The sequence below is a fragment of the Oscillospiraceae bacterium NTUH-002-81 genome, from assembly GCA_032620915.1.
GTDB lineage: Bacteria > Bacillota > Clostridia > Lachnospirales > Lachnospiraceae > JAGTTR01.
This window is the reverse complement of record CP136052.1, coordinates 531,723-548,398: the sequence shown is the minus strand read 5'-3', so window position 1 is coordinate 548,398 and position 16,676 is coordinate 531,723. Positions and strand designations below refer to the sequence as shown.

General features: G+C 38.5%; 14 protein-coding genes and 2 pseudogenes. All 16 read right to left on the bottom strand.

The features are described from left to right. Positions 1-60 precede the first annotated feature (60 nt). Complete coding sequence (locus RJD28_02630; protein ID WNV58454.1) at positions 61-927, bottom strand: hypothetical protein; 867 nt, start codon at positions 925-927, stop codon at positions 61-63. Positions 928-1,392: 465 nt separating this feature from the next. Then, complete coding sequence (locus RJD28_02625) at positions 1,393-2,031, bottom strand: DUF2007 domain-containing protein (protein WNV58453.1); 639 nt, start codon at positions 2,029-2,031, stop codon at positions 1,393-1,395. A 230-nt stretch (positions 2,032-2,261) separates the two neighbouring features. Then, positions 2,262-3,875 (bottom strand): recombinase family protein, encoded by a 1,614-nt coding sequence (locus RJD28_02620; GenBank protein WNV58452.1) that lies wholly within the window; start codon positions 3,873-3,875, stop codon positions 2,262-2,264. 111 nt (positions 3,876-3,986) lie between these two features. Continuing rightward, a pseudogene (locus RJD28_02615) lies at positions 3,987-4,201 on the bottom strand (tRNA wybutosine-synthesizing protein 3-like protein). 666 nt (positions 4,202-4,867) lie between these two features. Next, entirely contained in the window at positions 4,868-6,034 is a 1,167-nt protein-coding gene (locus RJD28_02610) for an XRE family transcriptional regulator (GenBank protein ID WNV58451.1), read from the bottom strand. 362 nt (positions 6,035-6,396) lie between these two features. Then, complete coding sequence (locus RJD28_02605; GenBank protein WNV58450.1) at positions 6,397-6,927, bottom strand: dihydrofolate reductase family protein; 531 nt, start codon at positions 6,925-6,927, stop codon at positions 6,397-6,399. A 181-nt stretch (positions 6,928-7,108) separates the two neighbouring features. Beyond that, positions 7,109-7,765: a phage head-tail adapter protein gene (locus RJD28_02600; protein ID WNV58449.1), complete on the bottom strand. Its 657-nt coding sequence runs from the start codon at positions 7,763-7,765 to the stop codon at positions 7,109-7,111. Positions 7,766-8,081: 316 nt separating this feature from the next. Continuing rightward, on the bottom strand, positions 8,082-9,266 hold the full coding sequence (locus RJD28_02595) for an IS91 family transposase (protein WNV58448.1): 1,185 nt from the start codon (positions 9,264-9,266) through the stop codon (positions 8,082-8,084). Further along, a pseudogene (locus tag RJD28_02590) lies at positions 9,263-10,106 on the bottom strand (tyrosine-type recombinase/integrase). The gene RJD28_02595 and the pseudogene RJD28_02590 overlap by 4 nt, the downstream one beginning before the upstream one ends. 274 nt (positions 10,107-10,380) lie before the next feature. Then, the gene (locus RJD28_02585; protein WNV58447.1) at positions 10,381-10,617 is read right to left on the bottom strand and encodes a hypothetical protein; all 237 of its coding nucleotides are present in this window, start codon (positions 10,615-10,617) and stop codon (positions 10,381-10,383) included. 49 nt (positions 10,618-10,666) lie between these two features. Continuing rightward, positions 10,667-11,044 (bottom strand): SdpI family protein, encoded by a 378-nt coding sequence (locus RJD28_02580; protein ID WNV58446.1) that lies wholly within the window; start codon positions 11,042-11,044, stop codon positions 10,667-10,669. 544 nt (positions 11,045-11,588) lie between these two features. Then, positions 11,589-13,286, bottom strand: coding sequence for a recombinase family protein (locus RJD28_02575; protein ID WNV58445.1), 1,698 nt, complete (start codon positions 13,284-13,286; stop codon positions 11,589-11,591). 17 nt (positions 13,287-13,303) lie between these two features. Further along, complete coding sequence (gene dinD / locus RJD28_02570; protein WNV58444.1) at positions 13,304-14,149, bottom strand: DNA damage-inducible protein D; 846 nt, start codon at positions 14,147-14,149, stop codon at positions 13,304-13,306. A gap of 53 nt (positions 14,150-14,202) precedes the next feature. Continuing rightward, positions 14,203-14,481 carry a helix-turn-helix domain-containing protein gene (locus tag RJD28_02565; GenBank protein ID WNV58443.1) on the bottom strand — a complete coding sequence of 93 codons (279 nt, stop codon included), beginning with the start codon at positions 14,479-14,481 and terminating at the stop codon, positions 14,203-14,205. A 306-nt stretch (positions 14,482-14,787) separates the two neighbouring features. Further along, positions 14,788-16,458, bottom strand: coding sequence for a recombinase family protein (locus RJD28_02560; GenBank protein ID WNV59543.1), 1,671 nt, complete (start codon positions 16,456-16,458; stop codon positions 14,788-14,790). Next, on the bottom strand, positions 16,439-16,669 hold the full coding sequence (locus tag RJD28_02555; GenBank protein ID WNV58442.1) for a helix-turn-helix transcriptional regulator: 231 nt from the start codon (positions 16,667-16,669) through the stop codon (positions 16,439-16,441). The genes RJD28_02560 and RJD28_02555 overlap by 20 nt, the downstream gene beginning before the upstream one ends. Positions 16,670-16,676 lie beyond the last annotated feature (7 nt).

The window sequence follows — 16,676 nt, the reverse complement described above, 5'->3', positions numbered from 1 at the left end:
AAAATTGCACTCAAAATGTACTCATATATCAATCCAATTATTTATTCCGAAATACAGAAATTATCTCTCATTATTGCATTCGCCCCTGAATTCTTTTATCAGATTCTCAAATTCTGCTACAGACATTCTACTATACATTTTGCACCAATATTTCTTTTGAAAGAGCATCACTTTATGCACTGAAAGTTTACATACTTTTATCACAAGCCAACGATGTCTTCTTTGAATTTTTTTATCTTTTGCTTCCTTAAATGACATCCTGACAAACAACACTTCATATTTTGGATAAAGTTCAAGTATGTATTCTAACGGTATAATTAGTATTAAATACACAATAGGAATCATAAAACTAATAAAAGTATTTAATGCATCCAGTTCTTTATATTCATGTATTCCAATCTTTATAGTCTCGTATAGTATCCAAAATCCTGCCACCGCAAGAACCATATCTAGCAACTTATGTACTTTCTCATACTCCTCTTCGCGCTCTGCAATTACATTCATAATTACAATTATTGTTGTGATCGGAATAATTACCAATTCAACCCATATGTTGAAAGTAAATGTGCTAATAATAAATTCCAAAACAATCGTCAATTTCAAATTATCTTTTAAAACTTTTCTAATATATTCCTCATCTGCCTCTTTTGAAACAGCATTCATGCAGTATATCAAACCTGAAAAGACAAACCAAACTATAATATCTTTAATAAAAGCATTATCCCAAAACGGTAACTGATAAAATATTAAAGTTATACCCAAAACATAAAGGAAAATAATCCCCCAAAGTATTCTTAACTTCTTACCAAAGAATATTTTTACAACATTCCAAAATGCCTCTCTAATCTGTCTATGTACCATTGCATACACAAATAAAATAAATGCCCAGATCACAGTTGCCCATTCCCTAGTAGTTAAAATTTCCATATATCATTTACTTCCCAATCCGAAGTTTATTCCACTGTTATTTTTTTCAATATCGGCAAGTATCCTACATAATTCAATTATTATAGTTGCACTTACTTTAATTTGCTGTTGTAGCCATACACTCTGACTGTTATAATCAGTGCATGGGTGCTACCATACAACGGTAGGCGGTTAGTCCTTCAGCAGAGGGACTGTGACCCTCTGATTACATAGAAACCCGAACGGGAATCCACTGGAAAGGAGGGCTAAGCCAATGAGTATTGTAGATTTTATAGCAGTAGTGGGCTTCGGCTTAACCTGCTTTAGTATCGGATACACATTCGGTAAGGATAATCATAAACCACAAAAATAGCCGCCCCAGTCTGGTAAACTAAGCGGCAATTTTTGTCTAACTTTATATCGGACTAACCGTCTATCGGTAGCACTCTTTTTCTATAATCATATTATCACGGTTCCATAGAAATGTCAAAATTTTTCTTTGCTTTGAGAATCATCTGCGGCTTCGATAATCTGTATTGCCTTTTTCGCTTCATCACCTTCCACCAATACATCCACACCATACATACCAAATCCCGGTGCACCATGCATAGCGACGCTTGCACTCGCTTCCTGTGAAAAAGCAGCAATTCCTTGTTCTTTTAAAAGTTCTATAATTCTTCCCGCTTCTACTATATCTTTAGCGTTGTAAATTTTTGTACTGCCTGTCTTTGTCGTTGGAATATCTCTTTGCTCCTCATTAACTGAAATCCGGCGTCTGTTCCGGTTAAAATATGATAATACTCTGAGAACAATAAATGCCACGATTGTAATTCCACCCAGAAAAAGTAAAGCGAAATATATCGTTTGCTTCTCGGTTGCCCCCATTCTTCTCAGGCAGATACCATAAAACACAGAGAAAATTCCTGCACAGATCACACTGGTAAGGAAATCTCTCCATAGTGCCTCTCTCGCAGACAAGCCTTTATCCCAAATGCCATTATGTACCATAATAAACGCATATACAATTCCGCCTACCAGAGCAATTAACGTTTCACCTAGCACCAGACGAAGATTTACTGCCAATAGAAGCTGTATGATAATAGCTACAACACTGATCAGGAACATAGATGCAAAAGCAAGATTTCCGGCTTTTAAAGCTTTTTGCTTTTACCCAATCTTCATAATCAGCTACTTTGTTTAATGTTTCTTTCATCTCTTTGTTCATGGTCGAACTCCTTTCTCCATCCAGGAGCTCTTTTATTTCAATGTCATAATAATCAGCAAGTTCAACCAATATACTTAGATCCGGCATATTCGATCCAGTTTCCCTTAGTTAAAGATATGAACCCTCTTTATCAGTCTACTTTTCCAATAAATCGGTAGTATATCTCTATTTCTTGTATTCTTTCATTGTCCTCATTCGTTGTTGCTTCATGAATAAGGATTTTTTCTATCATTGCATTTAATAACGGTGCTGTCAGTTCCTTTGGTACGGAATACTCCTTGATTAACTCAATCCACTTTTCAGCACCTATCATATCCTGTTCCATTTTACTTAATTCTTCTCTTAGGTTGGTTATCTGCTGTTCCAGTTCTATCTGTTCTTTCTGATATTTTCCCGACAGCATGATGAAGTTTCGTTCCGTTATCTTCTCACAGGCTCTATCTTCGTACATTTTCGCAAACAAGCGGTCAATTTCATTTTGACGGTTCTCGGCCTTCTTCAAAGCACTTGCCTTTTTCTTCTTTTCCCGTATTCGCTCTGCATTGCCAGCCTTTTGTATCTTATTCAACACCTTTTCTTCGTCCTGCTGTACTGCCTTAGCCCAATACTGCAATCGTTCCAATACGGCTTGATACAACACATCATAACGGATATAGTGCATAGAACAAGTACCTTTGCCAAACTGCCCGTAGTAACTGCAAGCATAATAACTGTATGGCGTTTTATTTGCCTTATTTGTCGCAAACCGCATAGACCAGCCACAATCCGCACACTTGACAAGCCCTGCAAATATCGGCGTTGCTTTTTCCTTTGTCTGTCTACGCCTTGATTTTATCTGTTCCTGCACACGATAGAACACTTCTTTGTCAATAATCGGTTCGTGGGTATTTTCTACTCGAAACCATTCACTTTCGGGCTTACGCACTTTTTTCTTGCTCTTGAATGAAACTGTTGATTGTCGATTATGAACGCTGTTTCCGATATAGACTTCACTTTTTAAAATTGCCTTAACATGAGCAATCGTCCACTCATAACGCTTGCTGTCGGGCTTTCCCTCAAAGATGTGTGCAAAAGTACCGTACCTTGTGAAATTCAGCCAAGACGCTGTCGGAACTTTTTCTTCTCGCAGTACCTTTGTGATTTTGGCACTACCGTAACCTTGATAGGCTAGGGAGAAGATTTTTTCAACAATCCATTTTGTTTCCTCATCAACCAGCAGTTTTCCTTTGATGTCGGGGTGTTTTTTATATCCTAACGGAGCATAAGCCCCATAATACGCACCCTCTGCAAATTTTGTCTTAAATGCCGATTTCACTTTACGGCTTGTATCTCTTGCCACCCATTCATTGATGATATTCTTAAATGGTGCAATCTCACTTTCGCCTTTTTCGCTGTCTACACCGTCGTCAATCGCTATGTAACGGACATTATGGCTGGGAAAATACAATTCTGTATATTGTCCTGTCATAATATAATTTCTGCCAAGTCGGGAAAGGTCTTTCGTTACAACACAGTTGATTTTTCCTGCCTCTATATCTTCAATCATTCTCTGGAAACTCGGTCTTTCAAAATTTGTTCCCGACCAGCCGTCATCAATATACTCATCAATCACATTCAAATGATGTTCTTTTGCATATAGACGCAACATACTTCTTTGTGTGGTAATGCTGGAACTTTCGCCCTGTAATTCATCATCTCGGCTTAACCTAAGATAAAGTGCAGTATTGTAAATCTGTTGTTTCATTGTCAGTTATCCTCCTTTATAACTAACCCGTGTTTACAATACCTGCTTGCAAGTAAAGTATAACACGGGTACTTTTTGTCATTCAATCTATTTCTTACAACTGCACCGATTTTATGCGATTGTCTGCTTTGCTTTTTCCAGCATAACATCTGTCAGAAGTTCTCCCATTGTCTTTCCCTTTTCGGAAAAATGCTCTTTTACAACAATTTTTGTTTTTCCTCTGTTGCCAATGCCACGCTTATTATTCGTCTTTACCTGCCTTGTTTTTACAATATCAGCAATAACACATACCCCCTTTCTGTAAAAATCTTTTCTAAGCAATTCAACGGCTTTTGTCATAGCCCACAGGAGTTCCACCTCTGCATAGTTCTTATGTAGCCGTACCCATTGCGTGCGACGCTCTGAACGCTCAAGCTGTGGCTGTACGGGAGTATCATTATCAGACAGGACAGGTCATGGCGGTAGGAAAGGACAAGTTTCTTACAGGAACACAGATAAGGTTCGCTCACTTTAGCAGGGAAAAGGTCATGGCGTATCTGTTTCAACGGCTCGCTGTCTGTCAAACGTATTGAACTGCTTTATTCAGTTGTCAAAGAACACGAAAGAAGAAAATCATCTTTCCTATATACCGCGTTGGAAAAGAACAGAAGCGTAACCAATCTTCCAAACTTTTTTTCTTTTCCTGTACCATATAGGGAAAGAAAGTGTCATTCTGCTAAGTTGATGATGAAAAAATCTGATTTTCTTTTCACCCCCTAACTACCCATGCAACGCCGTAACTGCCAACTGTGGAATAAAAGATTTTCTTTGCTCCATATAGGGAACGGCAACTACGGATTGTTAAGTTGAAATTGAAAAACGTTTCTTCTTTCACATCATATAGGGACAGCAACCACCGATTTGATGACCTGTTTTCAAAAAAAGTCAGATTTCCTTTCCTCGCACCATATCTGTACGCAAGTAGCCGTTTTGTTGCAGATTTTTTAAAGAAATTAAAAAATACCGTCATTCCCTTGAGGAACAGTGGTATCTTTCTCAATCATATTTGCTATGTCTGTTGTCATTTGTTTAATTTTTAATTCCTGCTTTTCTGTTAGTTTTGTATGTCTGTCGATTTCTTCCAGATAATTTGCTCCTGTTTTCTTTTCAATCTCTTTTATCATCAATAAAGAGGGCATGACCTGTCTTTCTAACCAGCGTTTTGTTTTATCCATATTGACAGCAACAGGCGTCATAATAAAAGGAAGTGAGGTAGTTACATTATCCAAAAATATATCCCATAAAATATAATCGGGAAAATCTATCTGTGTGAGGATAAGGCTTGCTATGGTCTGTTCGGGATTTCTTGAAAAAACAAGTTGTTCTATCGTTTGTCCTGCTTTTTCATTTTTTAGCCGAATTTCAAAGCGGTTCTTAATGTCTGTTTTTATGCCTTTGCTTTTTTGTTCCTTTTCTTTTTCATACAGGCAAAAGTAAATAGAACTATTCTTTGAACCGATATAAAAAGTTTTTGCAGTATCTCCATGTGTACCCGATAATTTCCCGCTGTCTACTGCTTCATGGGTTCTTGAACGTTTCCATACCTTGTTGGCATAATAGCGTTCCCTTAGAATTTCTATATCCAGCAATCCGCCCATATCATTGACCGCTAAATCTATGCGTTTAAAAACACCTTGACAATCTATACAACAGCTTAAAAAGGAATACCAGTCTATCCCTCTTGCCTGTAAAACATATTCCAAGTTCCGACACCCCATACCTCTTAATTCCAATAAAACACCCATAGAACTATCTTTAGAAACATTTACACTAATATCCCCATAGACATACTGTTCTTCATAGCCATACATTCCGTAATCTTCATGAATAAAATATTCGCTCTTCATTGCCAGTACATTTTTTATAATTTCCAATGCGTCTGTGGTGGGAAAACGAACACGCAGGTAGTCAATCGTTAAAGTGAAAGGCTGAGTACAATTACAATAATCAAGATAATGTAAAAGTATATGCTTCATTTCTTTACCGGCTTTTGTTTTTCCGTTTTCAATTTCATTTAAGTTCTGCCTGCTGATTTGTAGTTCCTGTGCCAGTCGTGATTGCGAATAATCACAGGCTTTTCTCTTTTGCTTTAATGTTTCAATAAATTTCATATCATTCATGCTTTATTCCTCCAATCAAAAAAGGCATATACTCATAGGAGCATACACCTTGTATCTTATAATTATTTGCTATTGATATGCTGTTTTAGACCTGTCGGGTAGAAAGAATAGGGTGTGAAGTGAAATAAGTTCTTATAACCTTATAAATCGTTGCATATCAGCAGTTTTGTATTTGTTTTTGCTCTTGTCTTTTGTAAGAGTACCCCCCTGTTAGATAACGGGGGCTTTGAACGGCTCGCAAGCTCGCCGAACCGCCGAAGCGAACCGCCCCCTTGCAAGCATGGCGGAAAAATCTTAAGGATTTTCCCGCCAACGTGGTCGGATCGCTCCGTCGGTTTAACAGCTTTTCTGTTTCTCTCTAGTTATCTACGCATATAAATCAAATCGGTTATTCCGTTATAAGTCTGTGTTTTACAAAGCCTTAACTTTATTTCCCTGTCTATGTTGCCCAAAAGACGAACCCCATTTCCTAACAGAGTAGGAATAACAGAAATGTAATATTTATCAATCATATTTTTGCTTACCAACTGCTGAACAAGATTTGCTCCGCCACAAATCCAAATATCCTTTCCTGCTTCTTGTTTTAGCCGTTCCAATAATAAAACAGGATTTTCACTTGTAAAATGAATTTGTTGGGAAGAATTGCACTCTTTATGTGTTAATACATAAGTTGTAAATTTATTATATACCCATTCTTGCGGAGAAAGTTCAGTAACAACCTGATGAGAAGTATTCCACCCCATTAAGACAGTATCTATATCTTTGGTAAATTCTGTATAAGTGTCGATGTTTTCATTGTCATTTCCATGACCATTTAGCCAAGCTACTCCACCATTACCGTCCGCAATATATCCGTCAAGGCTCATGGCAATAAATAAAACTACTTTTCTCATTTTTTCTCTTTTATAAATACAAACAGGAATTTATTTCTCTTTTTTACTCATAAGGGAACAACTGATTGCTACAAATAAACCCATTAAAATCCATGGAAATGCTGCTCTTATAAAATCACTAACCATACTTTATTCCTCCTTAAATTCCAATTTCCTTAGTTCTACAAACTGAAATTTTTGCCTATGAATGTATCTTGTTCTTTATACGCAAACAGGCTTCTGTGTGCATAATCCAATGTCTTGAAAACGGCATTTGAATTAGTCCACAAATATCTTTATTACACCAATAATCAATCAGCCAAATTGCTTTTTCATTGTCGTTTACTACATTCAACGATTCTAAGTATCCTTTTCTTTCTTTCGGTATTTTTCTTTTCAATTCATCATAAGATAACCGTTCAAGCATTTTCTCAGTGCTTTCCCATACTTCGAAAATATATAAATATAATTCTTCCAGATTAAGCTGTTTTGAAAAGTCTGCAATCTGCTGTTTCATGAGTTCATTTCCTGTTGTAATGATAGGTGAATTGATACGCTCTTGATAATTGCCTGCAAAAAATACTTGTTCATCTTCATTTATCACTGTATGCACAACTATATCTTCAATGCGGAAAATATGCCAAATAGAATAAGCAATCGTCTTACTATGATAACCATCAGCGTTTATGAAGGGGATTGAGTTAAAATCTTCTCTGCATAATTCTTCTTTGAAAGATACTAAGGTTTGTATTAACTGACTTCGTAAAGTAAGTAAAGTATCAATACCCCTCTTATAAGTATCTTTCTTTTTTATTTGTGCCTGCATTGTTTTATTAAGTTCAGACCATTCCTTATTCATATTCAATCCTCTCTCAAATTCTGATTTTATCGCCCCATACAAACTGTTAAGGAAACAATCGGAGTTGGTGTAAACGAAAAAGCAGCCTTGAGTTCTGATAAAAACTGCCCTTTCGTTTACATCAATTTCGATTTTACCTTGGTGAACAAAGTCGCGTCCCTTTAGCCGATAGCTATGGGGATTCAATCGTTGCTCTTTTCCTTAAGTTTATCATACTGGGTGTTTTGGTAAAAGTTTTTTTATTCAAGAAATCAATTTCAGGCATGACAAACAAACCTCCTATGCGGAAGCCATTTATTCTATGCAATTGTAGATTTTAACATCTCATATGTGCATGAAAAGAAGAACTGTATTTATCTTTGCGGGGTGATACCATATTCCCTCCGCAAGAAGAACATTTGCATACATCAATGTGATACAAAACCTTTATCATTTCTACTGCATTTAGATTTTTTAATGTAGAAATGTATTTCTTGCATCCAAGCAGGTTTCTGCAGAGAGTTATCTTTTTTTTTCTCTTGTTTCTACATGATAGCAGACCATAGTGCCGGATTCTGACAAATCGTTTGGGTGGAACATGCATCATGAATCGACGGATGAATTCTTCTCCTGAAATTGTTTTCTCTTTCCAGTGGCCTTCGTTTTTATAGTCTTTTACTGCATATGTAACTGTCGTATCCGTCATGGATTTGATTCGATGATTACTGATTGCTATCCTGTGGGTATATTTTCCAAGATAATTGATAACCGACTGTGCACCATTGAAAGTTTCTTTACAGTAAGTGACCCAGTTCTTTTCATAACACTTATCAAGAAGTTCTTTAAAACGATAGCTGTTCTGATATTTCTCTGCTGTACCATGAAATTTAAGCTTAGAATCATTCCACAGGCTTTTTAACTCATCCAGATATTTTCCACGGAACACTTTTGAGATGACACCATATGGGAGAAAAAAATTTCCACCTGTGTCTTTCCATTTATTTTCATCATCAAGCCCACCTCCAAGAACAATGGTATGAATATGAGGATGATAATTCATTGCAGAGCCCCAGGTATGAAGAATGCAGATATACCCTATATCAGCTCCCAGATACTTTGCATCTTTTGACAATTCATTCAATGTGGCTGAAGCAGCATGATACAGTGCATCATATAACAGCTTCTGGTTGCTGTAAATAATGGAATTCAATTCCTCAGGAACTGTGAATACTACATGATAATAGGGTGCATCCAATACGTTCTCTTTTTGTGCATCAATCCATTTCTCTTTCGGAAACTCCTGGCACATGGGACAGCATCTGCTTCTGCAGGAGTTGTTGTGAACACTGATACATCCGCAGTCCTCACAAACACTGATATTTACACCAAAAACTCCTGTTTTACAGTTTCTGATGTGATAAGCCGTTTTTCTGTGATGAGCAGGAGGGTTACTCCTCTTTTCATAGGAAGGATAGAACCGTTCAAATACATCCTGTATCGTACATGATTTATCCATAATCATTCACCACCCATCTCATCAAATGGGCTTTTAATACCAAGCAGAGTTTTATTGCTTACATGCAGATAAATCTCTGTTGATTTTGGATCACGATGTCCCAAAAGAGCCTGAATATATTTTATATCGCAGCCTGACTCAAACAGATGACTTGCAAAACTATGACGCAAACAATGTGTGGAGACGTGTTTTTTGAATGCCTGCTCTTTCGGCGCTTTCACGAAAAAATTGAATGACACTATCTTTTGTAAGATAATCCCCTGTCCATGAACTTGGGAACAGAATCCCTCTTGGCCTGCCACATTGAAACCAGTATTCTGTCAATATTTCAAGCGTCCGGTCTGCAAGCAAAGTATAACGGTCAGATCGGCTTTTTCCATCGCGGATGTGTATGGTTTTGTTCGTGCGTGAAATATCATCATAATGAAGGTGTGTGACTTCTGAAACACGAAGTCCACCTGAATACATAGTAGCGATCATAGCTTTATGCTTCAGATTTGGTGTAGCATCAAGAATAGCTGATATTTCTGCTTTTGTAAGCACCGCTGGTAACTTTCTGTCCCTTTTCATACGAGGTATGTCATCATCATCCCAATTCATCTTCAATACTTTTTTGTAAAAGAAGCGGATTCCTGAATGGTAGTGATTGTATGTTTCTGGTGAAATCCCGGAAAGTTTCTTTTCAGTTAGGAATGTATCAACATCGTCAGTTGTTAATGCATCTATATCCTTGGCTGTGTGGTTCAAAAAATGAGCAACACTGGTACAGTATGCATGAATTGTGGAATCCTTGAGATTCCGTTTATTCGCAGCAGATCTAATCTGATTAAAAATTTCTTCGTACATAATAAAATCCTCCATGTAAAGTAAATCGTAAATGTATAAACACTGCTTACATGGAGGAGCATTAGCATAATAAAACTGCTTGCCAGAAAGGCAGCTCAATGGTATTCTTATCATAGGCAGTGGGGATGTCGATCCTGTTTGATTGTTGGTTGTGGTGACTTAACAATACTACTTGTAGGACTTGGTTTCCACTGCTTTTTATTAAAGTGTAAAGAAAAACTGCGCCATAGCCTTGGCAGGCCATCGCGCAGCGATTTTGTTCAACACGAAGTTGTCAGCATCCTTCGTTTTTATCTTTTATATCGTCTTTTAACGATTTGATTTCTTCCAGAATGAGTTCAGTACAAACGACTATAATACCTGAAAGAAGAATAATTCCACCATAAATCGGATAAATAAAGGATTCTCGGACTCCACCGCCAATGATGCCAGACAAGAGCTGCCACACACCGCTGAACGGCCAAACAACTAAAGCAAATACCACAATCATCATAATAATAGCTTTTTTCATTGTACTTTGCCTCCTTAAATTGCGATTTCTCAGTTTCAAAAACTGGAATTTATCGTCTTGTTCCATTCTTATCAAAATTCTTTTTTAATGCTATTTCTGTTAGGAGAATAGACCCAATTAAAGGAATAAGTTGAACACCACAGATAATTCCTCCTATGCTCCCAACACAATCTTCATTTTTTCCAATCACTAAAAGCATGAATATTACTGTTATCGGCAACATAACCATTCCACAGACATACCAGACTTTACCACAATATTTATGAGCAAATTCCCATGTGTCTTTGTTCTTCATAGACATCGAAGTCCGATATCCAAATACTGAATTTATTTCCTTGGGAGCCTTTTTCATAAAATATCTTCCAAAACCAATCATCGTAAATGGAAGAAGCAAATCCATAATCAACATAAAAATCCAAAACCCCATTGTAAACCTCCTTTACTACAACTTCGAAGTTGACTATCAACTGATAATCAAAAATATCATTCCTAAAATTGCAAATCCTTCACAGATCGCAACTATCTTGAAGTTATGGCTTTAACTTTTTCCAAATAATCAGCTTTAGGATAATACATACGACCACCACAACGACCACCATGGCACCATCCAACAGTAACTCTGTGTACCACGGTGCAGACTGCATGACATATAAATTTGGATAAGTTTTAAAGTGCCAGAACTTATAAATTCCGTACCCAATAAAAACTCCTATGAATGAACCAATAACGATGTTTAAAAAACAATTCAATTTTCTCAGCATGGCAGTGCACCCCTTTCCAAATATCGATTTGTATAACCTCTCTTAACATCTAATCCACCGCCTCAAATCGTGACATCTAATCCGAGGTTACAAGCTGACACACATTTTGCAGTGGATATGTTTCCATATAAGAAAACCGAGCTTTTTCAAAAGTCTGGCTTCAAATCCAAACCTCCGAAAAAGCCCGGAAATTTATGTTTTTTATTTGTCTTACGCCACGCTGGATGCGCTACGGAAGCAAAGCTTCCTACGCTTATCCGATTTCTCCTTGTCCAAAGAAATCCCCTTGATTTGTGCTACTTCCTTGCCTTCTTTAATAATCGATACTGGAAACTGAAACTTAATATTCTGAATCCAATTTCCATCTTCCCGTCTTTCCGGGAATATATCAATGCGTTCAATAAATGCCTGCATGAACTGCTTCTTTTCTGCATCCGTACATTCCGAATACACTTCATTAAAGGCACCTAAAAATCTGTATATACTATCCGCATCAATTTGATTTTTCTTAAGCTCATAAATCTGAGACTTCAGTTCTGCCATTGTTTCTTCCACTTCATCTATTTTATCATATTGAGCATCCAATCGTCTCTGTAAATCTGATATTTTTTTATCGTAATGAGTATCTGTAACATCTAGATTATCCATCTGCTGTTCAATGCGTGTTTTTATTGTTTCCGCCTGATGAAGACTTGCATTTAACACAGATAACTGTTTTTCCAGATCCGTTGTATCAACTGTAGCTCCAATCTTATCCTGAATGGCATCCTTAAATTTTCCTTCTTTTGTCATTGCTGTAATCAGCTTTGCAAGCATATCATCAATCTGTGACTGCTCGATATTGCGTCGGAAAGTACACTTGTGCCCGGTAGCATTCACGGTATTCTTGCAATAATAGTAATATCTGGTCTTGTTATCTTTTTTCCCTGCTTTAGCGATATTTCCATACATTCCTTTTCCACAGCAAGGACATTTTAATATTCCGGACAAAATATGTGCATGTTCCGGATCATGAATTTTTTCACGCCTATAATTATTTTTTGAACGCTTTTCCTGTGCAAGCTCCCAGTCTTCCTCGGCAATAATTGCTTCATGAACTCCCTCATAAACAGAGAAATCTGATTGCTCCACTACATGAGTTTCATTACGGGTTCCTGTTTTCTTCTCTGTACGCCTGCGTCCATATGCTATCTTCCCCATATATACCGGGTTATCAATTATCTTCTTGATAAAGCTGGCCGAGAACCCTGGTATTGTTCCATTCTGACGCAGCTTCTTTGTATATCCATGATTGTTCAGATAATTTGCCACGCCATTGATTCCATCATTGGTATGAATATACCTGTCAAAAATCATTTGAATAATTTCCACTTCATCCTCCGCAATAACAAGTTCCCCATTTTCCAGCCTATATCCATACGGTGCAAATCCGCCATTCCATTTACCTTCTCTCGCCTTCTGCTCACGCCCAGCCATTGTCTGCACTCTGATATTTTCCCGCTCCATCTCTGCTACGGCCGCAATGATAGATATAAGCAGTTTACCGGCTTCTTTTGAACTGTCGATTCCATCTTCCACACAGATTAGGTTCACACCATAATCCTGCATAAGCTGTAAAGAGCTGAGTACATCCGCCGCATTTCTACCAAATCGGGATAATTTAAATACAAGGACGAAATCAACTCCGTCCTTGCCATCTTCAATATCATTCAGCATCCGCATAAATTCCTGACGACCTTTTATATTCTTACCGGAATGCCCTTCATCGGAATATTCTCCCACAATCTCCATATCCTGAAATTCTGCATATTTTTTTAGTTTGTCCTTCTGTGCATCCAAGCTGTAACCATCCACCTGAATTGCTGTTGATACACGAGTATATATGTAGCATTTTGTTTTCTTTTTCAATAACCTAACCTCCCAGTTTATTCATTTGTCAATTTTCCCGACTGCTCAGCTAACTTCTTTTCTTCTCTCTTTACCCTACGTTCTAATTTTTTAATATCTTCTGATGCGGGCAAATTTTCTGGCTTAATCCCCCTCTGCCCCAGCATATCCCTAACTGACGTATTATTTTCAACATGCTCAACAGTAATAGCCGTCTCACCCTGTAAGTCTTTTTCTTCAACATTATAATTTGTCATTTCAGTTGCAAGGTTCTTTGCAGCAATAGTAAGTGTTGGTAAAAAATCTGCAAGCGGCCTTTTATCTTGCACTCCTAAACGTTCTTTCATTTGTTTTGTAGTGAATCCTCCAAATAAAGCCTGATCCCCCTTAGATCGGATACGTCCAAATCCAGCATCATCAACTCCACGTTCATATATATTTTGAGACAGTCGTTTTTCAGATTCTCGAAGCTTTCCTCTTGCCTCAGTTCTTTCAATATAAGAAATCCTTTCTTCTATCAATTCCTGTTTTCTTGTTTGAACTGCAAAATAGCTTTGTGCAAAAGCGATCTGTTCTTTACGAGGATCTCCGTTCTCTGCAATAAGATAACATGCATAACGTGTAAGCATATAATCTTCTACTTCTCTATTTGCGCCACTTCCCAGAATAACCATTTTACTGGCATCAGCAAAATGGTCCTCTACTACAATGCCATTATTTGCACAAGCAACTTTTGCCTTTAATAAAACATTTTCAAAATTTTGCCATTTTGAATAATCTAGCAAATGCATTAATTCACGTGCATACCAAAATTCAACTCCGTTTTCTTCATGCCTAATTTCATCAAATCTTTTCTTATAATTCATTATCATTTTCTTTTCCATATTAGACTTTCTCCTCCCACATTGAACCATTTTACTGACGTCAGTAAAATGGTCTATTCCTCTTTTTCCCTCAGTTTGTCATAATACGCTTTATACCTATAAATCGTCCTCTCACTGACATTGTTCCGCTTCGCAATTTCTACCATTGTCATGCCGCTCTCATACCCAACAACAAAAGCATTATAAATTGCCATCCACTTGGCGTTATGTTTCTTCCGTCCGCTTAATTTACGATTTCTGTAATACTCCAATTTTTCCCGAAGGTCTGCATTCTCTTTTTCCAACTCTTCAATTCTTTTTAATGCCTCTTCCAACATTACAAAATTCTCCATCTCCACATTCCTCCGGTTATGACAATCTCGTTTTGTCTATATTGTAAATGTCTTCGCTCGCTTCGTCAATCTGATTATGTCATGTTATATCGTTTTTTATCTGTAAAAAAAAGACATCCCAAAACCTGTAATAATTATAGTTCTGGAATGTCCATTTTCTATAATGCACTCGTCTTCGCTAAGAGGACGCATGTTTCCGCGGTTCGCTGTTTCCGCGGTTCGCTGTTTCCGCTCTGTCTTCGCACTCTGTGCTCGCCAATCGCGGACAGCTATCGCATGGTCCTACGTAATCTGCTTTCTCTTCGCTTACGCTCGTGACAGCAGAACTACGGACTCAACAGTTGTTTCAGTTTCCAAGGGAAGTTCTTTCACTTCCTCACCATCAACAGGCACAGGAAAGTTGAATACAATCTTCTTTATCCAACTTCCGTCTTTCCTTTTCTCCGGGAACATCTCAATTCGCTCGATAAAGGCCTTCATAAACTCTTTCTGCTCCGCTTCCGTTGCGGAATGGTAGACTTCATCAAATGCCAGCAACAAGCGATAGATATTGTCACCGGAAATCTTCTCCTGCTGAATGCTGCGGATCTGACTTTGCAATTCGCCAATCTGAACTTCAATTTCCTCTATGGTATCATACTGCTCATCATAGCGGCGCTGCAAGTCCAAAATTTTTCTGTCATAGTGGGCATCGTTGATGTCCAAGGTATCCATCTGACGCTCCAAGCGGCTTTTCGTTCCAAAGGCTTGCTTTAGCCGCCCTTGTAGGACAGCTATCTGCTTTTCCATATCTTCTGTATCAACTGCTGTTCCGATTTTCGCCTGAATCGCTTCTACAAACCGTGGATTATTGACCATAGCGGAGATAACCTTCGCCACAAATTTGTTGATCTCTGTCTGCTCGATATTCAGCCGGAAGCTGCACTCATGTCCGGTAGGCGTAACCGTATTTTTGCAGTAGTAATAATACCGTGTTTTCTTGTCCTTGCTGTGTGCCTTGGCGATATTGCCGTACATACTCTTGCCACAGCATGGGCATTTCAAGATACCGGACAGGATGTGGGCGTGATCTGGATTGTTGACCTTTTCCCGCTTAAAGGAATTGATCTTGCGCTTCTCCTGTGCCAGATACCAATCTTCTTCGGAAATAATGGCTTCGTGCTGCCCATCGTAAACAGGGAACTCCGACTGCTCGACCACGTGCATCTCATTTCTTGTACCCTGTTTCTTTTCGGTTCTCCGTCTGCCGTAAGCAATTTTACCCATATAAACGGGATTGTCCAGTACGTCCTGCACAAAGTTCCTTGAAAATCCGGGAATGGTGTTATTCTGCCGCAGCTTCTTGATAAAACCGTTGCGGTTCAGATATTTGGCTACTCCGGCAACGCCCTCGTTGGTATGGATGTAGCGGTCATAAATGACCCGGATCACCTCAACTTCATCCTCTGCAATGACAAGGTTTCCATTTTCCAGTTTGTATCCATATGGAGCGAAACCGCCGTTCCATTTGCCCTCACGAGCCTTTTGCTCACGTCCTGCCATTGTCTGTGTGCGGATATTTTCTCGCTCAATCTCTGCCACCGCAGACAGCACAGAGATCATCAGCTTTCCTGCATCCTTGGAGCTGTCAATGCCATCCTCCACGCAGATCAGATTGACACCGAAATCCTGCATGAGTTGCAAAGAGTTCAGAACATCCGCCGCATTTCTGCCAAATCGGGACAGCTTAAAGACCAGCACATAAGAAACATCATCTTTGCCGTCCTGGATGTCATTCAGCATCCGTTGAAACTCCTGCCGCCCTTGGATGTTCTTGCCGGAAAATCCTTCGTCAGAATACTCCCCGGCAACGATCATATCCTCGTATGCCGCATACTTCCGCAGCTTGTCACGTTGGGCATCCAAGCTGTACCCGTCAACCTGCATGGAGGTGGACACTCTCGTATATAGATAACATTTAAGTTGTTTCTTTTTCAGAATCGCCACCTCCTTCGTTCATTTCTTTTACCACAAGTCCTTCGTTACGGATATAATACTCCAAAAGCCACAGCACATAATCCGGTGCATGGCGGTTGTCCAATTCCCACTCGGTCATCGTCCGGTATGGTATATGAACCAACTTGCAAAAGTCCTTCCGGTTTAATCCCGTGCTTTCCCGCAACTTTATAATTCTGTTTTTACAATCCATCTGCCTA